Origin of the sequence: Nonomuraea sp. NPDC049758, from assembly GCF_040674635.1 — a bacterium.
Taxonomy (GTDB): domain Bacteria; phylum Actinomycetota; class Actinomycetes; order Streptosporangiales; family Streptosporangiaceae; genus Nonomuraea.
This window is the reverse complement of record NZ_JBFAMZ010000001.1, coordinates 718,354-737,205: the sequence shown is the minus strand read 5'-3', so window position 1 is coordinate 737,205 and position 18,852 is coordinate 718,354. Positions and strand designations below refer to the sequence as shown.

Below are 18,852 nucleotides of genomic sequence, written 5' to 3'. Positions count from 1 at the left end.
CTGGAGTCGCCCGCCCATGTCACGCCCCCTCGTCACCGCGATCGTCGTCGCCCATGACGGCGGCCGCTGGCTGGGGGACACCTTGCGCGCGCTGGCTGGTCAGAGCCGCAGGCCGGAGCGCGTCGCCGGGGTCGACAACGGCAGCAGGGACGGCTCGGCCGACCTGCTCGCGCAGACGCTCGGCGCGTCCAACGTGCTCACGCTCCCGCGCTCGGCCTCCTTCGGCGACGCGGTGGCGGAGGTGCTGGACCGGCTGCCGCCGTGCGGCCAGGACGAGTGGCTCTGGCTGCTGCACGACGACTGCGCCCCCGACCGGCGGGCGCTGGAGGCCCTGCTCATGGCGGCCGAGCAGGATCCCAAGGCGGCGGTGCTCGGCCCGAAGCTGCGCGACTGGCTCGACCGCAGGCGCCTGCTCGAACTGGGCGTGACCGTCGGCCTCACCGGACGCAGGGACACCGGGCTGGAGCCGCGCGAGTTCGACCAGGGGCAGCACGACGGCACCCGGGAGGTGCTCTCGGTCTCCACGGCGGGCATGCTGGTCCGCCGCGACGTCTGGGAGCGGCTCGGCGGCCTCGACCCGCTGTTCCCGCTCTTCCGCGACGACCTCGACCTGTGCTGGCGGGTGCGCAACGCCGGGCACCGGGTGCTGGCCGTCACCTCGGCGGTGGCCTGGCACGCCGAGGCGGCGGCCCGCAGACGGCGGCGCATCACGGTCAGCGGCGACCATCCGCGCAGGCTCGACCGGCGCAACGCGATGTTCGTCGTCATGGCGAACCTGCCGTTCCGCGTGATGGTGTGGGCGCTGCTGCGGAACCTGGCCGGGTCGGCCCTGCGTACGCTGCTGTTCCTGGTGGGCAAGCAGCCGGCGAACGCGCTGGACGAGATGGTGGCGCTGGGGTCGATCCTGGCGCATCCGTTCCGGCTGCTGAAGGCGCGCAGGGCCCGCCGCGAAGGCCGTAAAAAGGGATTTATTCGTATAAAGCGGTTGCTGACGCCGCCGGGGGCGGCCTACCGGCGGCTGACCGACATGGTGCAGAGCTTCCTCGCCGGCGCGGGCCCCGTCGACTCCGCCGGCCGCCACCACCACGCCACTCCCGAGGACGACGAGGGCGGCGCGCCCGCCGACACCGGCGCGGTCAAGGGCTTCCTCCGGCGGCCCGGCGTCGTCCTCATGATCGCCCTGGCCGTGATCTCGCTGGCCGCCGAACGGTCGCTGCTCGGCGGCGACCGGCTGGGCGGCGGCGCGCTGGTCCCGGTCACGGGCGGCGCGGGCGATCTGTGGCGGTTCTACACCGAGGGCTTCCACGACATCGGGCTCGGCTCCACCGATTGGGCGCCGCCGTACGTGGCGCTGCTGGCGCTGGCCTCGACCCTCGCACTCGGCAAGACGTGGCTGGCGGTGTCCGTGCTGCTGCTCGGCTCGGTGCCGCTGGCCGGGGCGTCGGCGTACCTGGCGACCCGGCACGTCATCCCGGCGGTGCCCGCGCGGGCGTGGGCGGCGGGCACGTACGCGCTGCTGCCCGTCGCGACCGGCGCGATCGCCTCCGGACGGCTCGGCACGGCGGTGGTGTTCGTGCTGGTCCCGGTGTACGCCGCGCTCGGCACCACGCTGCTGTCCGGGGAACGGCGCCGCGCGCGGCGCGCGGCCTGGGCGCTCGGGCTGCTGCTGGCCGTGGGGACGGCGTTCGTCCCGCTGGTGTACCCGCTCTTCGCGGTGCTCGGCGTGCTGGCCGCCGTCGCGTACGGCGGGGTGCGGCGCGGCGTGGTGACCTCCATGGTGATCGCGCTCGCGGTGCCCGTCGCGCTGCTGCTCCCGTGGCTGGCCGGGCTGGTCACCGACCCGGGCCGGATCCTCCTGGAGGCGGGCCTGCACGATCCCGCCCTGGTGGCGGCGGGGCTCGCGCCGGAGTCGCTGCCGGCGCTCAGCCCGGGAGGGCCGGGGCTGCCGCCGTTCTGGGTGACGGCCGGGCTGGTGGTGACGGCGCTGGCCGCGCTGCTCATGCGCCGCCAGCGGCTGATCGTCGCGATCGGCTGGGGCATCACGTTGTACGGCGTGCTGGCGGCCGTCCTGGTCAGCCGGATCAGCGTCGAAGGGGCGCGGGCCTGGCCCGGCGTGCCCCTGGCGTTCGCGGGGACCGGGCTGCTGGTGCTCGTCGGCCTGACCGCGCACCGGCTGGCCGAGCTGCGGGCCGACGGCGGGCTGCGCCGGATCGGCGCGTCCCTGGTGGTGGCCGCGGCGGTGAGCACGCCGATCCTGGCCGCCGGCTATTGGGTGGCGTACGGAGTGCGCGGCCCGCTGACCGGCCACGCCCCCGACGTGCTGCCCGCGCTGGCCGCGTGGAGCACCCGGCACGGCGAGCGCACGCTGGTCGTCAAGGGGGACGCCTTCACCGTGCTGCACGGCCGTACCCCGCTGATCGGCGAGGCGGAGCTGCCGGTCGCGTCCGAGGGACGGTCGAAGGTGGCGGACGCGGCGCGCGGCCTGGTCGGCGGCCGTGGCGGAACCGACGCCGCGACGCTGGCCCAGCACGGGATCGCCATGCTGGCGGTGGCCGCGCCGGTGCCGCCGGCACTCGCCAGGTCGCTGGACTCCCAGCCGTCGCTGGAACGCATGAGCCTGTCGGAGGCGGGCGGCCTGTGGCGGCTGACCGAGCCGTTCACCCGCGTGCCCGCCCAGCCGGCGGACGTCCTGCACGCGCCCTGGTTGTGGACCCAGGGCGTCCTGGCCCTGGTCGTGCTGGTCCTGGCCATGCCGGGACGCCGGGGGAGCGGCGCGGTCGAGGGCGTCGAGGCGGCCGTCCCCATGCCCGCGGGGGTGCGATGAAGGCGTTCGTGGAGAACAGGTTCGGCCTGCTGGTGCTGGTCGTGGTGGCCCTGTCCGCCCTGTACGGCGTCGCCCTCGTCACCCGCCCGGCCCCCGTCCCGGCCAGGGCCGAGGGGCCGCGGAAGGTCGCCGTCGAGTCGGTGACCGCCGTCTGCCCCGGCGCCGAAGGCGCGCGGATGAACGTCTACCTGCCCGGACGCCTGTCCCACGAGGTCATGAAGAACGCCGAGCCGTACGTGACGAACGGCCCGGGAGCGCTCGAAGCCGGATACACCACCCGGGTGACCTCGGGCGCGGCCCGCGGGTTGTCCGGGGTGCGCTGCACGGAGCCGGCGCAGTCGGCCTGGCTGGCCGGCCCCGGCCCCGCGGCGGCCGACGTGATCCTGCACCTCACCAACGCCGACAAGGCCCCGGCCCAGGCCGACGTCGAGGTGTACGCGGCCGAGGGCCTGGTCTCCGGCGACGCGGGCCGCGGCCTGGAGATCGCGCCCGGCGAGCACAAGGAGATCGACCTCAAGACGCTCGCACCCGCGGCCGACGTCATGGCCGTCGGCGTGACCACCGTCTTCGGCCGGCTCGCGGTCGCGGCCAGGGCGTCGATGCGCGGCGGCGGCGTGGACTGGCTGCCGCTCGCCGCGCCCCCGGCCACCCGCGTGGTGGTGCCCGGCATCCCCGGCGGCGGCGGGCGGCGTGAGCTGCTGGTCGCCGCCCCCGGCGAGAACGACGTGTCCGTGCAGGTCAAGGCGGTCAGCGAGGACGCCGCGTACGCGATGAGAGGCCGCGAGAGCGTCGACGTGCCCGCCGGCAGCGTGGTCGCGCTGGACGTGACCACCGGGATCGGCGGCGAGTCGGCCGCGCTCGTGCTGACCGCGCCCGCGCCGATCGTGGCCGGGCTGGTCGCCACCGGCACCGGGCAGCGGCTGGACGTGGCGTTCACCGCGGGCACGCCCCCGCTCGACCTGGGCAGCGCGGTCGCGGGCAACGGTCCGGGCACGCGGCTGCTGTTCACCGCGCCGGACGGGCCGGGCGAGGTCAGGGTGCAGGAGGTGCCGGCGAAGGGCGCGGCGGGCAGGCCGTACGACGTGGCGGTGCCCGCCGGGCGGACCAAGGAGGTGCGGCTGCGCGGCAAGGGCGAGTTCGCCGTGGTCGTCACGCCCGTGTCGGGCCAGGTCTACGGCGGCCGGGTCATCGAGGAGCGGGAGAAGGACGGCCTGCTCCTCACCGCCCAGCCGCTCGCGCCCGCGCGCGTGTGGACCGTGCTGCCCGCGCTGACCGACAGCGCCCGCGTGGTGCTGCCCGACTGAGCCACGGATGAGCCACAGGGGAGCCGCGGGTCAGCGGCGGTCGTCGTAGCCCGGGTCGACGGTCTCGGGGGCGAGGCCGAGCAGCGTGGCGACCTGCTCGACCACCGTGTCGTGCACCATCGCGCCCAGGGTGTCGCGGTCGCGGGCGCGCGCCTCCAGCGGACGGCGGTAGATCACCACCGCGGCCGGTGACTGCCCGCTGGCCGCGTCGGCCCGGCCGAACGGGATCGGCTCGGTGCCCATGCTCGGGCCGTCGCCCAGCTCGTTGAGCGGCGGCACCTCCTCGACCGCGAACTCCACGGCGGACAGCTGTTTGTCCCACCGCGGCCGCAGCCGGTCGACGGCGTCGAGGACGAGGTCGTCGAAGCGCTCGCTGCGGGAACGGGCCATGGGGACGTGGGAGGGGGCGAGGGGGCCGCGCAGGCCACGACCGTGGCGATCGCGCCGTCTGGGACCGCGCTTTGGAGTCACCGCCCAAGTGTAAGGGCACGTGCCCGCGAACCCCCGGAGCCCCCGCCCGCGTCGCCGCCCTCAGGGAGCGGGGGAAGGAGCGCTTCCGACGGACGCCCTCGCGCCCGGCTGTTCGTTCCGGCTGTTCACCTTCCTCGGTCGTCGATCAAGGAATCCCGAAAGTGCGGCACGACCGGTGTGGCGTCGGCGGCGAGGGGGCAAGGTTGTCCCTCAGGCGCGCGCATCGGCGCATGTGGGTGGAAAGCCTGCGACAGGTGTCCGAATTGTGGCGACACGCTCGTTAAGAGCGCTCAGATAGTGGCGCCTCGCACTCTTACCAGATACGGTCCCTCCGTGAGCCCCGTCCGCCGCTGTTCCCGCACCGCTTGCAGCCAGCCTGCCGTCTTCACGCTCACGTACGTATACGCCGACTCGACCGCAGTTCTCGGCCCTCTGGCGACGTACGCCGAGCCACACTGTTACGACCTGTGCGCCGAACACGCCGAGCGGCTGACCGCTCCCCGCGGCTGGGAGGTCGTCCGGCTCCCCACCGACGGCAACTCCCCCAGCTCAGACGACCTGGAGGCGCTGGCCAACGCGGTCAGGGAAGCCGCCAGGCCCACCCCGTCCGGCAGCGGCGAGCCGGTCGGCCAAGGGGTCGAGGTCGGGCGCAGGGGCCACCTGCGCGTTCTCCGGTCGGCCCAGCAGCACCGCGACCGGTAGGCTCGTTTCACACGACAAACGACCTAGGGGCGGAGCTGGAGAGTGGGCGACCTCGCCAAGATCTTCAAAGCGTACGACGTTCGCGGGGTGGTTCCCGACGAGCTCGACGAGCCGATCGCCGAGGCCGTGGGTGCGGCGTTCGTCGAGGTGACCGGAGCCGCGTCCGTCGTGGTCGCCCATGACATGCGAGAGTCCTCCGTGCCGCTGGCCGAGGCGTTCGTCAGGGGGGCCCGCTCGCGCGGCGCCGACGTCGTGTTCGCCGGGCTCGGCTCCACCGACCTGCTCTACTACGCCAGCGGCAGCCTGGGCCTGCCCGGCGTGATGTTCACCGCCAGCCACAACCCGGCCCGCTACAACGGGATGAAGATGTGCCGCGGCGGCGCGGTGCCGATCGGCGGCGAGACCGGGCTGGCCGAGATCCGCGACCGCGCGGCCGAGCTGCTGGGCGCCCCCGCCGCCCCGACCGGGTCGCTGATCGAGAAGGACCTGCTGTCCGGCTACGCCGCCCACCTGCGCGGGCTGGTCGACCTGTCGGCGATCCGGCCGCTCAAGGTCGTCGCCGACGCCGGCAACGGCATGGCCGGCCACACCGTCCCGGCCGTGTTCGAGGGCCTGCCGCTGGAGCTGGTCCCGCTCTACTTCGAGCTCGACGGCAGCTTCCCCAACCACGAGGCCAACCCGCTGGAGCCGCAGAACCTCCTCGACGTGCAGCGGGCAGTCGTCGAGAGCGGCGCCGACCTGGGCCTCGCCTTCGACGGCGACGCCGACCGCTGCTGGGTGGTCGACGAGCAGGGCGCGTCCGTCTCGCCGTCGGCCGTCACCGCCCTGGTCGCCACCCGCGAGCTGGCCAAAGACCCCGGCGGCACGATCATCCACAACGTGATCACCTCGCTCGGCGTGCCGGAGATCGTCCGCGAGCATGGCGGCACGCCCGTGCGCACGCGCGTCGGCCACTCCTTCATCAAGGCGGAGATGGCCCGCACCGGCGCGATCTTCGGCGGCGAGCACTCCGCCCACTACTACTTCCGCGACTTCTGGTTCGCCGACTCGGGCCTGCTCGCCGCGATGCACGTGCTGGCCGCGCTCGGCGAGCAGGAGCGCCCGTTGTCCCAGGTGGTGGCGGCCTACTCGCGCTACCACGCCTCCGGCGAGCTCAACAGCGCGGTCGCCGACCAGGATGAGGCGCTGGCGCTCGTCCGCGCGGCCTTCGCGGGCCGCGGCGAGGTCGACGAGCTCGACGGCCTGACGATCACCGGCCCCGACTGGTGGTTCAACCTGCGCGCGTCCAACACCGAGCCGCTCCTCAGGCTGAACGCCGAGGCGGCCGACGAGAGCAAGATGAAGGCGATCAAGGACGAGGTCCTCGCCATCGTGGGAAGGGTGTCACTGTGAAGATCGACGACTGGCTGCTGGAGATCCTGGCCTGCCCGGCCTGCAAGGCGCCCCTGCGCGCCGAGGCCGAGACCGAGGAGCTGGTCTGCACGGACTGCGGTCTGATCTACCCCGTGCGCGACGACATCCCCGTTCTGCTGGTCGATGAGGCAAGGAAGCCGTGACCTGGGAGCCCGGGCGGCTCGATGACCAGCAACACCTCACCGCGGCCGATCCGGGCGGCATGCTGCTCGCGGTCGCGGCCTCGGCCGCCCAGGTGCGCACGGGTCACCGTGCCGCGGTCGAGGCCGGCGTCGACCGGCTGTCCGCCCAGGGCCGCCCGCGGGCCGTCGTGGTCGCGGGCATGGGCACGGCGGGCCTGACCGGGGACATCCTCGCGGCGGTGTGCGGCAACGGCGTGCCGGCGCCGATCGTGACGTTGCGGTCCTACCAGTTGCCGGGCTGGGTCGGTGCGACCGACCTGGTCATCGCCGTCTCCGCCACCGGCGACGACGACGAGACGGTCTCCGTCGCCGTCCAGGCCGTCCGGCGGGGGTGCGGGCTGCTGGCCGTGTGCCCGCCGGGCTCGCCGCTGGAGGCCGTGGCCGTGCAGGCGTCGGCGATCCACGTCCCGGTGCGGGTCGAGGGGCAGCCGAGGTCGGGGCTGTGGCTGCTGACGGTTCCGGTGATCGTGGCCGCGTCCGCGCTCGGGCTGGTCACCGCCGGGTCCGAGGTGTTCGAGCGGGTGGCCGCGATCCTGGAGGACATCGCCAACCGCTGCCGTCCCTCCAGCGAGTCCTTCGTCAATCCGGGCAAGTCCCTCGCCATGGACCTGGCCGAGAGCATCCCGATGATCTGGGGTTCCTCTCCGGTGGCCTGCGCGGCGGCGTACCGGCTGGCCTGCCAGCTGAACGAGACCGGCAAGTACCCCGCGGTCTTCGGCCAGCTGCCCGAGGCCGGCCACAACCAGGTGGCGGCCCTGGAGGGGCCACGGGCCGAGCGGGACATCTTCGCCGACGAGGCCGGGCCGACGCTCAGGCTCGTCATGCTGCGCGACGTCGAGGAACATCCCCAGGTCACGCGGCAGCGCGAGGCGTCGTTGCGGCTCGCGCACGACCGTGACGTGCCGGTCACCGAGCTGACCGCGGAGGGCGTGCATCCGCTCGAACGGCTGGCCGCGCTCGTCGGCCTGGCGGACTACGCCGCCACCTACCTGGCCCTCGGCTACGCCGTCGATCCGACGCCTGTGGCCACGATCACTGAGCTTCGGGCCAGGGTTTCCCAATAGGATCCCATGTCAGGGTCTTTTTAGGTGATCTTTATGAGCGGAGACGTCCGGTGAGCGCGAGTGGTGGCACGAAGGCAATCATTGCGGCGCTGAGCGCCAACCTGGCGATCGCGGTGTCGAAGTTCGTGGCGGCGTTCTTCACCGGGTCGTCCTCGATGCTGGCCGAGGGCATCCACTCGGTCGCCGACTCGGGCAACCAGCTCCTGCTGCTGATCGGCGGGAAACGGGCCCAGCGGGCCAGCGACAAGACCCATCCCTTCGGCTACGGGCGCGAGCGGTACTTCTACGCGTTCGTGGTCGCCGTCGTGCTGTTCACGATCGGCGCGGTCTTCTCCCTCTACGAGGGCTGGCACAAGATCTCCGAACCGGCCGAAGTCGACAGGCCCATCTGGGCGTTCGCGGTGCTGATCTTCGCGATCATCGCCGAGGGCTTCTCCTTCCGTACGGCGATCAAGGAGTCCAACCCGCTGCGTGGCAAGCAGTCGTGGTTCGCCTTCATCCGCCGGTCGAAGTCGCCCGAGCTGCCCGTCATCCTGCTGGAGGACCTGGGCGCGCTGCTCGGTCTGATCTTCGCGCTGTTCGGCGTGACGATGGCCGTCATCACCGGCGACGGCGTCTGGGACGGCATCGGCACCCTCATGATCGGCGTGCTGCTGGCGATCATCGCGGTCGTGCTGGCCGTCGAGACCAAGTCGCTGCTGCTCGGTGAGGGCGCCTCGCCCGAGGTCGAGGAGCAGATCCGGGCCGCGCTGGAGGGGGCGCCCGAGGTGGCCAGGATCATCCACATGCGCACGCTGCACCTCGGCCCCGAAGAGCTGCTGGTGGCCGCCAAGATCGCGGTCGAGCACGACGACACGGCCGGCGAGGTGGCCCGCGGCATCGACGAGGCCGAGCGGCGCATCCGCGACGCCGTGCCGATCGCGCGGGTGATCTACCTGGAGCCCGACCTCGACCGGCTGCGCACGACGACGAGCTGACGCTCGTCCCGGAAGCCGGCCGCGCACGACGGCCGGCTGACGCCCCGTGGGGCGTGTGACGCTCAGCCCTGGGGTCGTAGGAGCCTCAGGGCCTTCTCCTTCTCGAAGTCCAGGGCCCGGCGCGGCACCTGGATACGGCCGATGCGCACGCCCAGGTCGCGCACGGCCGCGGCCACCTGCGGCTCGCTCAGCACGCGCAACGCGAAGGCCAGCTCGGCGGGCGAGACGTCGAACCGTTTCTCCAGCTCCACCCCCTGCGCCACGGCGGCCAGCTCCTCGGGTCCGAATCTGCGGTGCGCCCCCCGCTCACGGACCGGCGGCAGCAGGCCCAGTGCCTCCCGGTATCGGAGCATTCGTGGGGACATGCCGAGCCGCTTGGCCGCTTCCGTGATGCGCATCCTTACATTCTTACGTCAGTTTCGCTGTCTCGGAGATGCGGGGCTGCCCGAGCGCCGCCTAAACTCGTCCGCGACAGCAATCGTGACGCGAGGGGAATCCCGATGGACTTCAAGGTCGCCGACCTTTCACTTGCCGATTTCGGCCGTAAGGAAATCCGGCTCGCCGAGCACGAGATGCCCGGCCTCATGGCGATGCGCAAGGAATACGCGGCCTCCCAGCCCCTCCGCGGCGCGAAGATCATGGGCTCCCTGCACATGACGATCCAGACGGCCGTGCTCATCGAGACGCTGGTCGCGCTCGGCGCCGAGGTCCGCTGGGTCAGCTGCAACATCTTCTCCACCCAGGACCACGCCGCCGCCGCGGTCGTCGTCGGCCCCGAGGGCACCGTCGACGACCCCAAGGGCGTCCCCGTGTTCGCCTGGAAGGGCGAGACGCTGGAGGAGTACTGGTGGTGCACCGAGCAGGCACTCACCTGGCCCGGCGGTGACGCCCCCAACATGATCCTCGACGACGGCGGCGACGCCACGCTCCTCGTGCACAAGGGCGCCGAGTACGAGAAGGCCGGGGCCGTGCCCCCCGCCGGCGCCGACGACCCGGAGGAGTGGCACGTCATCATCGACCTGCTCACCCGCACGGTCGGCGAGGACAAGCGCTGGACGCGCATCGCCGAGAGCATCAAGGGCGTGACCGAGGAGACCACCACCGGCGTGCACCGTCTCTACGAGATGCACAAGAACGGCCAGCTCCTCTTCCCGGCGATCAACGTCAACGACTCGGTCACCAAGTCGAAGTTCGACAACAAGTACGGCTGCCGCCACTCCGTCATCGACGGCCTCAACCGCGCCACCGACGTGCTCATCGGCGGCAAGGTGGCCGTGGTCTGCGGCTACGGCGACGTCGGCAAGGGCTGCGCCGACGCGCTGCGCGGCCAGGGCGCCCGGGTCATCGTCACCGAGATCGACCCGATCTGCGCCCTCCAGGCGGCCATGGACGGCTTCCAGGTCACCACGCTGGAGGACGTCGTCGGCATCGCCGACATCTTCGTGACCACCACCGGCAACTTCAACATCATCACCGCCGAGCACATGGCGCAGATGAAGCACCAGGCGATCGTCTCCAACATCGGCCACTTCGACAACGAGATCGACATGGCCGGCCTGGCCAAGCTGCCCGGCATCGTGAAGAACAACATCAAGCCGCAGGTCGACGAGTGGGTCTTCGCCGACGGCCACTCGATCATCGTGCTGGCCGAGGGCCGCCTGATGAACCTGGGCTGCGCCACCGGCCACCCCAGCTTCGTCATGTCCAACTCCTTCACCAACCAGGTGATCGCGCAGATCGAGCTGTTCACCAAGACGGCCGAATACCCGATCGGCGTCTACACGCTGCCCAAGCACCTCGACGAGAAGGTCGCCCGCCTCCACCTCGACGCGCTCGGCGTCAAGCTCACCGAGCTGACCAAGGAGCAGGCGGCCTACATCGGCGTGCACGTCGAGGGCCCGTACAAGTCCGACCACTACCGCTACTGATCGGCCGGGCGGCTCCGGGAGGGGGTCCCTCCCGGAGCCGTGCCTTTTCGCGAGGGGCTGGGCATGGATCTCTGGGAAAGCGGCGAGCGGCAGATCTCCTGGGCCGCGCGCTCGATGCCGGTGCTGACCGCCATCGGTGAGCGGTTCGCGCTCGAACGCCCGCTCGACGGGCTCAAGATCGCGGCCTGCCTGCACGTCACCGCCGAGACGGCCGTGCTCATGGGCGCGTTGAAGGCGGGCGGCGCCGAGATCGCGCTGGCCGCCTCCAACCCGCTGTCCACCCAGGACGACGTGGCCGAGGCCCTGCGCGCGTACGGGATCGCCGTGCACGCCCGGGCCGGGGTCGATCGCGCCACCTACTACCTGCACATCCACCAGGCCCTCGACCTCGGCCCCGACCTCGTGCTCGACGACGGCTGCGACCTGGTGAACATCCTGCACACCGAGCGCACCGACCTGCTGGAAGGCGTGAGCGGAGGGTGCGAGGAGACCACGACCGGCATCATCCGGCTGCGGCAGATGGCGGCCGAGCAGGCGTTGCGCTTCCCGGTCGTGGCCGTCAACGACACCCGTACGAAGCGCATGTTCGACAACCGGTACGGCACCGGGCAGTCCACCCTCGACGGGATCATGCGCGCCACCAACACCATGCTCGCCGGTCGTACGGTCGTGGTGGCCGGGTTCGGGTTCTGCGGGCGCGGCGTGGCCGAGCGGGCCAAGGGGCTCGGCGCGCGGGTCGTCGTCACCGAGATCGACGCCGTAAAGGCCCTCGACGCCACCCTGCAGGGCTACGAGGTGCGTCCCATGGCCCAGGCGGCGATGATCGGCGACCTGTTCATCACCGTGACGGGCAACCGGGACGTCATCAGGGCCGAGCACCTGTCCGTGATGAAGGACGGCGCGATCCTGGCCAACGCCGGCCACTTCGACGTCGAGATCGACGTGCGGGCCCTCGACGAGATGGCCCGCGAGGTGCACCGGGGGGTGCGCCCGAACACCGACGAGTACGTCATGCCCGACGGCAGCCGCCTGCTGCTGCTGGCCGAGGGCCGCCTGGTCAACCTGACCGCCGCCGAGGGCCATCCGGCGGCTGTCATGGACATGTCGTTCTCCGCGCAGGCGCTGGCCGTGGCCTGGCTGGCGGGGCAGCGGGCGGGCCTGGTGCCCGGCGTGTACGACGTGCCGGAGGAGATCGACCACGAGGTGGCCAAGCTCAAGCTGGCCGCCGCCGGCATCGGCATCGACACGCTGACCCCGGAGCAGGAGGACTACCTCCACTCCTGGCGGGTCGGCTCCTAGGAGACCAGAGCTCCTAGGAGACCGGAGCTCCTAGGAGGCTAGAGGGCCGCCTGCATCTCCTGCATGCGGCGGATCTCGGCCGTCTGGGTGACGCTGACGTCCGTGGCCAGCTCCTCGATCTTGATGTGCGAGCCCGCGGTCAGGACCCGGTCGGACATCTCCAGGGCGCCCAGATGATGTTTGATCATCAGCTCCAGGAACAGCCGGTCGAAGTCCTTGCCCGTGGCCGCCTTCAGCGCCGCCATCTGCTCGGGCGTGGCCATGCCGGGCATGTCGCCGTGCGCCGCGTGGTGGTCGGGCACCTTCTGGTCCTGCTCCTTGAGCCAGGTGGTCATGAACTGGATCTCCGGGCCCTGGGCCGTCTTGATCCGGTCGGCCAGGCCCTTGAGCTTGCCGGAGTCCGCCCTGGTGGGAGCCAGGATCGCCATGTCGAGGGCCTGCCGGTGATGGACGATCATGTCCTGGACGTACGTGATGTCGGCGGCGTTGGCCGTGGGCCCGGGGACGGCGGTGGCCGCCTCTCCCGGGGCCAGCGTGCGGGCCTGCTCGCCGGGACGGCCAGGGGCAAGCACCGGCGCGGTGGAGTCGGCCCGCGGGGCGGAGGACGCGCCGGAGGAGCAGCCGGACAGGGCAATCAGCGTGCCCGCGATGACGATGAGCGCGCCGCGCACTCGGCCTCCTGACTGGCTCGGGACGAGAATGCGGACTCTAGGCCATATACCGCTCCAGCGAAAGAGGTTGAAACGGAACAAGATTTGACACATTGGACACTGGCCAGGTCCTGGCGGCGTGAGCGACGATGGCGGAGATTTATGCCCCCTTTATAGGAGGACCACGGAGTGTTCACCCCCCGCAGGGCCCTCATCCTGGTCGCCGCCCTCGTGGCGGCAACGGGCGCCACACTGCCCGCCCAGGCTGCGGACATCCCGGCTCCCGGCGAGATCGTCATGAGCTCCAACATCACGCACGTCACGAACGTGCCCAAGCCACAGGCGCTGTCCGACATCCACACCGACATGGCCTTCCAGGGCGACTACGCCTTCGTCGGCAACTACTACGGCTTCTCGATCTACGACATCAAGCAGCCGAAGAAGACGTCGCTGGTGAGCTCGGTCGTGTGCCCCGGCGGCCAGATGGACATGTCCGTCTACGGCAACCTGCTGTTCGGGTCCGTCGACTCCTCGCGCAACGACGACTCGTGCAGCAGCACCTCCCAGAGCGCCTCCGTCAAGGAGTCGTGGGAGGGCATGCGCATCTTCGACGTGAGCGACAAGTCCAACCCCAAGTACGTCAAGTCGGTCGAGACCAACTGCGGTTCGCACACCAACACGCTGGTGCCCGGCCGCGACGGCAAGAACGTCTACATCTACGTCTCCTCCTACGGCCCCAACGCGAACTACCCGGACTGCAAGCCCCCGCACGACCTGATCTCGATCATCAAGGTGCCGCTGGACAACCCCGCCGCCGCGGCCGTCATCGGGACGCCGAACCTGTTCCCCGACGGCGGCAACCCCGGCCTGCCGCTGCCGTACCCGAACGGCAAGTCGGCCACCACCGGCTGCCACGACATCACCGCCTACCCCGAGAAGGGCATCGCCGCGGGCGCCTGCATGGGCGAGGGCGTCCTGCTCGACATCTCCGACCCCGAGCAGCCCAAGGTCACCGCGAAGGTGCGCGATGACGTGAACTTCGCGTTCTGGCACTCGGCCACGTTCAACAACGAGGGCACGAAGGTCGTCTTCACCGACGAGCTGGGCGGCGGCAGCCGGGCCACCTGCAACGCGGCCATCGGCCCGAACAAGGGCGCCAACGCCTACTACGACATCGTCGGCGGGCAGCTCGTGTTCAAGGGCTACTTCAAGATCGCCCGTCACCAGGCCGACACCGAGAACTGCGTCGCGCACAACGGCTCGCTGATCCCGGTCAAGGGCCGCGACGTCATGGTGCAGGCGTGGTACCAGGGCGGCATCTCGGTGGTGGACTTCACCGACTCCGCCCACCCGCAGGAGATCGCCTACTTCGAGCGCGGGCCGGACGAGACCGCTCCGCCGCTCGACGGCGGCTTCTGGTCGGCGTACTACTACAACGGCTACATCTACGGCTCGGACTTCAACCTGGGCCTGGACGTGCTCAAGCTCAACGACCCGCGGACGAACCAGGCCAACAGCGTCAAGATGGGCCAGCTGAACGCGCAGACGCAGGGCTCGTACCCGGAGCACGGGCGCGGCGTCCCCGGCGGCAACTGACCCGCTGCATGATCCCGCGCCGCCGGCTCACTGCGGCGGCGCGAACCCGCCCGGAGTCGCCTTCGGCGGCTCCGGCGCGGGCCCCGGCTGAGGCCGCCGCGGAGCCCCCTGCGGATGCGCTTGGGGGTACGGCGCCTGCGGGTACGGCCCCTGCTGCTGGTACGGCCCCTGCGGCGCATAAGGCCCCGGCTGCGGGTACGGCGCGTACGGCGTGGGCCGCGACGCGGCGCCGGCTGCCAGGGCGGCCTGGCGCGCGAAGCGGGCCTCCTCCCGCCGCCGGCGCTCGGCCAGCACCGCGCTCAGGTACGCGTGCGGCGGCACCCCCGCGGGCGCGGCCGGCGACACGAAGGCCGCGGTCTGCGTCGCGATGCGCGCCCCCATGTCGTGCTGGACCTGCGGCGTGAGGTCGTGCCAGCGCATCAGGTACTGCCGGGCGGCCTGCGCCACCTCCTCGGGAAGCTGGGAGAGCTCCAGGGTGGCGGCCCACGCGGCCAGCGGCGGCGGCATGAGGATGGCCTGCCCGCTCTCGCGCGGCCCCCGGTCGGAGATCACGATGGTTCCGGCGAAGATGTCGCCGAGCCGCTTGCCCCGCTGGGAGACCAGCGAGGAGATCAGCGCGGGCGCGCCGGAGAACATCCAGAACTCCACCAGCCCGGCCAGCCCGCGGAACAGCGCCTGCCGGAAGCGTTCCGGGCTGCCGTCGTCGGCGACCACCCGCAGGCCGAGCGCCAGCTTGCCGAGGCTGCGGCCCCTGCTGAGCGTCTCGAAGAGCACCGGATAGCCGATCATGACCAGCACCAGCAGCACGATCATGGCCGCGCCGAGCATGGCGTCGTCCGTGACGACCGCGAACGCGCCGAGGAGCATGTACGCGCCGATCAGCACGACGAGCTGCACCGTCATGTCGATGACGAACGCCAGCGCGCGCGAGGGCATCTGGGCCACCCGCACCTCGACGACGACGGCGTCCCCGGTCACAACCTCTGACATATGTGGAGCCTAACGGCAATGCCGCATTGATCGAGCGGCCACAATGGTCGGGTGGACATCGATGCGTTCGTCACAGCACACCGCCCCGTCTGGGACCGGCTCGACCACCTGGTCAAGAACCGCTCCTCGCTGACCGGCGCGGAAGTGGACGAACTGGTCGACCTCTATCAGCGGGTGTCCACGCACCTGTCCATCGTGCGTTCCTCCTCCCGCGACGCGGTGCTGGCCGGACGGCTGTCGGCGCTGGTGGCCAGGGCCAGGTCGGCGGTGACCGGCGCGCACACGCCCGCCTGGCGGGAGCTGGCCCGCTTCTTCACCGTCTCCTTCCCCGTGGTGGCCTACCGGGCGCGGTGGTGGTGGCTGGCCGCGGCGCTGGCCAGCATCGCGGTCGCGTGGGTGCTGGGGGCGTGGGTGGCCGCCAACCCCGACGTGCAGGCGTCGATCGCCTCGCCGGACGAGATCGCCCAGCTCGTCGACCACGACTTCGCCGACTACTACTCCGAGCACCCCGCCGCCTCCTTCGCCAGCCACGTGTGGGTCAACAACGCCTGGGTGTCGGCCCAGGTCATCATCTACGCCATCCTGCTCGGCATCCCCATCCCGTTCATCCTCTACAGCAATGCCGAGAACGTCGGTGTCTCGGCCGGACTGATGGCCTCCAGGGGCAAGCTGGACATCTTCTTCGGCCTGATCACACCGCACGGCCTGCTGGAGCTGACCGGCGTCTTCCTGGCCGCCGCCGTCGGCCTTCGCCTGGGCTGGACGGTGATCGATCCGGGGCCGCGCAAACGGCTGGAGGCGCTGGCCGAGCAGGGCCGGGCGGTGATGAGCGTCGCGCTCGGGCTGGTCGTGGTGCTGTTCGTGTCCGGCCTGATCGAGGCGTTCGTGACGCCGTCCGGGCTGCCCACGGCCGTGCGGGTGGGCATCGGCGTGCTCGCCGAGGCGGCCTTCCTGGCGTACGTGATCGTCTTCGGCCGCAGGGCCCTGCGCGAGAACGAGACCGGCGACGTCGAACGCGCCCCCGACGTCGCCCCCACGGCCTAGCAGCCCTCGGTCTAGAGCCGGCCCGCGGCCTTCAGCGCCAGGTAGGCGTCCGCCAGCGCGGGCGCGATGTCCTCGGGCGGCGCGTCCACGACCTCGACGCCGTGCCGGCGCAGCCTGGCCGTGATGCGCCTGCGCGCGAGCTGGGCCTGCTCGGCCGCCGCCGCGTCGTAGACCGCCTCGGTGCTGCCGCGCCTGGCCGCCATGGCCGCCACCCGCGGGTCGGACACGCCGGCGACCAGCACCAGGTGCCGCGAGGACAGCTGCGACAACACCGGCATCAGGCCCTCGTCGAGCGCCGCCGCGTTGAGGTCGGTGAGCAGCACGACCAGGCAGCGCCGCTTGGCCCGGGACAGGACGGCGGCCACCATGCCCTGCCCGTCGGCCTCGACCAGCTCGGCCTCGATCGGCGCCATCACGTTGACCAGCGACGACAGCAGCTCGGTACGGGACGCGCCGCTCACCCACGCGCGCACCGCCCGGTCGTAGGCCAGGAAGTCGACCTGGTCGCCGGCCCTGGCGGCGAGCGCGGCCAGCAGCAGTGCCGCGTCCATCGACCAGTCGAGCCGCGGCCAGCCGGGGGCGGGCCGCGGGTCGGGACGTACCAGCAGCCCCGGACCCTGCGCGGCGGCCCCGGCCAGGGGCAGCGGCGCGTCGCCCACCCGGCCCGCCGACGTGCGGCCGGTGTCGAGCACGATCAGCACGCGCCGGTCGCGCTCCGGCCGCCACGTGCGCACGACCACGTCGTTGCGGCGCGCCGTGGCCCGCCAGTCGATGGAGCGCACGTCGTCGCCCACCACGTACTCGCGCAGCGAGTCGAACTCGGTGCCCTGCCCGCGCACCAGCGCCGGATGCCGGCCGTCGAGCTCGCGCAGCCGCGCCAGCCTGGACGGCAGGTGCTTACGCGACAGGAACGGCGGTAGCACCCGCACCGACCAGGGCGAACGGTGGCTGCCCTGACGGGCGGCCAGGCCGAGCGGCCCGACCGAGCGCACGGTCACCGCCACCGACGACCGGTCCCCGCGCCTGGTCGGGTTGAGCGTGACCACGATCCTGCGCCGCTCGCCGCCCGGCACGTCGAGCTCGGCGACCCGGGGGACGGCCCCGGCCGAGGGCGGCCAGGCGTCCCTGATCCGGCCGCGCACCCGCCGGCGGCCCGGGTTCTCCACGATCAGCTCGACCGTGGCCGTCTGCCCCAGCCGTACGAGCGTGTCGCCAGAACGGTGGAACCGCAGGGGCCGCACGGCGCCCGCGAACACCAGGTCCACGATGATCGCGGCGGCCAGCAGCAGGCAGACCCCGGCCAGCGCGGCCCCGGGCTGCGGCGCGAGCAGCACGACCACGATCCCGGCCGCGGCGAGCAGCCCGGCGCGTCCCGTCAGAGCCATCGGCGCCTCCCGGCCGAGCCCGCCGCGGACCTCTCGCGTGCGTCGGAGCGGGCCATCAGCGCGGGACCGGGACCGAGGCCAGGATGCCGTCGAGCAGGCCGTCGGCGGTCGCGCCCTCCAGCTCGGCCTCGGGCCGCAGCTGGACGCGGTGCCGCAGCGCCGGCCTGGCCAGCGCCTTCACGTCGTCGGGCGTCACGTAGGGGCGCCCGGACAGCCACGCCCACGCCCTGGAGGCGGCCAGCAGCGCCGTCGCGCCACGTGGCGAGACGCCGAGCTGCAGCGACGCCGAGCTCCTGGTCGCGCGGGCCACGTCGACGATGTAGCCGAGCACCTCGGGGGCCACGTGCACCTGGGAGACCGCCTCGCGGCCGGCCGCCAGGTCCTCGGCCGTGGCCACGGCCTTGACGTCGGACAGGTCGCGCGGGTCGAAGCCGCGCGCGTGCCGTTCGAGCACCGAGATCTCGTGGTCGCGCGGCGGCAGCGGCACGGTCAGCTTGAGCAGGAACCGGTCGAGCTGGGCCTCGGGGAGCTGGTAGGTGCCCTCGTACTCGACCGGGTTCTGGGTCGCGCAGACCACGAACGGGTCGGGCAGCGGACGGGCCGCGCCCTCCACGCTCACCTGCCGCTCCTCCATGGCCTCCAGCAGCGCCGCCTGCGTCTTGGGCGGGGTGCGGTTGATCTCGTCGGCGAGCAGCAGGTTCGTGAAGACCGGCCCCTCCCTGAACTCGAACTCGCTGGTCTTCGCGTCGTAGATCAGCGAGCCGGTCACGTCGCCCGGCATCAGGTCGGGCGTGAACTGCACGCGCTTGAAGTCGAGCGCCAGGGCCGCTGAGAGAGTGCGCACCATCAACGTCTTGGCCACGCCCGGCACGCCTTCGAGCAGCACGTGCCCCCGGCACAGCAGGGCGATGACGAGCCCGGTGACCACGGCGTCCTGGCCGACCACGGCCTTGGACACCTCGGCCCGCAGCGCGCCGAGCGCCTCCCTGGCCGCCTCGCCCGAGGGGGCCACGCGGAAAGTCT

At 72.3% G+C, this 18,852-nt stretch carries 17 protein-coding genes; 11 read left to right on the top strand and 6 right to left on the bottom strand.

Features of this window, described 5'->3' with window-relative positions:
* Window positions 1-16: 16 nt before the first annotated feature.
* Entirely contained in the window at window positions 17-2,824 is a 2,808-nt protein-coding gene (locus tag AB0J46_RS03410; protein WP_364325783.1) for a glycosyltransferase family 2 protein, read from the top strand.
* Entirely contained in the window at window positions 2,821-4,128 is a 1,308-nt protein-coding gene (locus AB0J46_RS03405; RefSeq protein ID WP_364325780.1) for a DUF5719 family protein, read from the top strand. The genes AB0J46_RS03410 and AB0J46_RS03405 overlap by 4 nt, the downstream gene beginning before the upstream one ends.
* 30 nt (window positions 4,129-4,158) lie before the next feature.
* Here the strand turns inward: AB0J46_RS03405 and AB0J46_RS03400 are convergent, their stop codons facing one another.
* Window positions 4,159-4,518 carry a metallopeptidase family protein gene (locus AB0J46_RS03400; RefSeq protein ID WP_221762053.1) on the bottom strand — a complete coding sequence of 120 codons (360 nt, stop codon included), beginning with the start codon at window positions 4,516-4,518 and terminating at the stop codon, window positions 4,159-4,161.
* A gap of 414 nt (window positions 4,519-4,932) precedes the next feature.
* On the opposite strand from AB0J46_RS03400, the gene AB0J46_RS03395 reads away from it, so the two are divergent.
* Genes AB0J46_RS03395 through AB0J46_RS03375 form a run of 5 tightly spaced genes read left to right on the top strand, consistent with a single transcriptional unit; the run spans window position 4,933 to window position 8,937 of the window.
* Complete coding sequence (locus AB0J46_RS03395; RefSeq protein ID WP_352323386.1) at window positions 4,933-5,301, top strand: DUF3499 domain-containing protein; 369 nt, start codon at window positions 4,933-4,935, stop codon at window positions 5,299-5,301.
* A 42-nt stretch (window positions 5,302-5,343) separates the two neighbouring features.
* Window positions 5,344-6,693, top strand: coding sequence for a phosphomannomutase/phosphoglucomutase (locus AB0J46_RS03390; RefSeq protein WP_364325777.1), 1,350 nt, complete (start codon window positions 5,344-5,346; stop codon window positions 6,691-6,693).
* Window positions 6,690-6,857: a Trm112 family protein gene (locus AB0J46_RS03385; RefSeq protein WP_352323388.1), complete on the top strand. Its 168-nt coding sequence runs from the start codon at window positions 6,690-6,692 to the stop codon at window positions 6,855-6,857. Before AB0J46_RS03390 ends, AB0J46_RS03385 begins: the two co-directional genes overlap by 4 nt.
* Window positions 6,854-7,960 (top strand): SIS domain-containing protein, encoded by a 1,107-nt coding sequence (locus tag AB0J46_RS03380; protein ID WP_364325774.1) that lies wholly within the window; start codon window positions 6,854-6,856, stop codon window positions 7,958-7,960. The genes AB0J46_RS03385 and AB0J46_RS03380 overlap by 4 nt, the downstream gene beginning before the upstream one ends.
* Window positions 7,961-8,010: 50 nt before the next feature.
* Window positions 8,011-8,937, top strand: a complete 927-nt coding sequence (locus AB0J46_RS03375; RefSeq protein WP_358282744.1) for a cation diffusion facilitator family transporter — start codon at window positions 8,011-8,013, stop codon at window positions 8,935-8,937.
* 62 nt (window positions 8,938-8,999) lie between these two features.
* Here AB0J46_RS03375 and AB0J46_RS03370 read toward each other — a convergent pair whose 3' ends face one another.
* On the bottom strand, window positions 9,000-9,335 hold the full coding sequence (locus AB0J46_RS03370; RefSeq protein ID WP_352323391.1) for a MerR family DNA-binding transcriptional regulator: 336 nt from the start codon (window positions 9,333-9,335) through the stop codon (window positions 9,000-9,002).
* Window positions 9,336-9,437: 102 nt separating this feature from the next.
* On the opposite strand from AB0J46_RS03370, the gene ahcY reads away from it, so the two are divergent.
* A complete protein-coding gene (gene ahcY / locus AB0J46_RS03365) occupies window positions 9,438-10,865 on the top strand; it encodes an adenosylhomocysteinase (protein ID WP_364325769.1) in 1,428 nt (475 codons plus the stop codon).
* A gap of 63 nt (window positions 10,866-10,928) precedes the next feature.
* The gene (locus AB0J46_RS03360) at window positions 10,929-12,164 is read left to right on the top strand and encodes an adenosylhomocysteinase (protein WP_357990511.1); all 1,236 of its coding nucleotides are present in this window, start codon (window positions 10,929-10,931) and stop codon (window positions 12,162-12,164) included.
* Window positions 12,165-12,202: 38 nt separating this feature from the next.
* Here AB0J46_RS03360 and AB0J46_RS03355 read toward each other — a convergent pair whose 3' ends face one another.
* Window positions 12,203-12,835 carry a DUF305 domain-containing protein gene (locus tag AB0J46_RS03355; protein WP_364325766.1) on the bottom strand — a complete coding sequence of 211 codons (633 nt, stop codon included), beginning with the start codon at window positions 12,833-12,835 and terminating at the stop codon, window positions 12,203-12,205.
* A 168-nt stretch (window positions 12,836-13,003) separates the two neighbouring features.
* Here AB0J46_RS03355 and AB0J46_RS03350 point away from each other — a divergent pair, with 168 nt between their 5' ends.
* Window positions 13,004-14,410 carry a hypothetical protein gene (locus AB0J46_RS03350; protein WP_364325763.1) on the top strand — a complete coding sequence of 469 codons (1,407 nt, stop codon included), beginning with the start codon at window positions 13,004-13,006 and terminating at the stop codon, window positions 14,408-14,410.
* A gap of 27 nt (window positions 14,411-14,437) precedes the next feature.
* Here the strand turns inward: AB0J46_RS03350 and AB0J46_RS03345 are convergent, their stop codons facing one another.
* Window positions 14,438-15,400 carry an RDD family protein gene (locus AB0J46_RS03345; RefSeq protein WP_364325760.1) on the bottom strand — a complete coding sequence of 321 codons (963 nt, stop codon included), beginning with the start codon at window positions 15,398-15,400 and terminating at the stop codon, window positions 14,438-14,440.
* A gap of 51 nt (window positions 15,401-15,451) precedes the next feature.
* Between AB0J46_RS03345 and AB0J46_RS03340 the strand changes: the two genes are divergently transcribed.
* Window positions 15,452-16,444 carry a stage II sporulation protein M gene (locus tag AB0J46_RS03340; RefSeq protein WP_364325757.1) on the top strand — a complete coding sequence of 331 codons (993 nt, stop codon included), beginning with the start codon at window positions 15,452-15,454 and terminating at the stop codon, window positions 16,442-16,444.
* An 11-nt stretch (window positions 16,445-16,455) separates the two neighbouring features.
* On the opposite strand, the gene AB0J46_RS03335 is transcribed toward AB0J46_RS03340, so the two are convergent.
* Window positions 16,456-17,829, bottom strand: coding sequence for a DUF58 domain-containing protein (locus AB0J46_RS03335; protein WP_364325754.1), 1,374 nt, complete (start codon window positions 17,827-17,829; stop codon window positions 16,456-16,458).
* A 55-nt stretch (window positions 17,830-17,884) separates the two neighbouring features.
* The gene (locus AB0J46_RS03330) at window positions 17,885-18,841 is read right to left on the bottom strand and encodes a MoxR family ATPase (protein WP_364325751.1); all 957 of its coding nucleotides are present in this window, start codon (window positions 18,839-18,841) and stop codon (window positions 17,885-17,887) included.
* Between the last annotated feature and the right edge of the window lie 11 nt (window positions 18,842-18,852).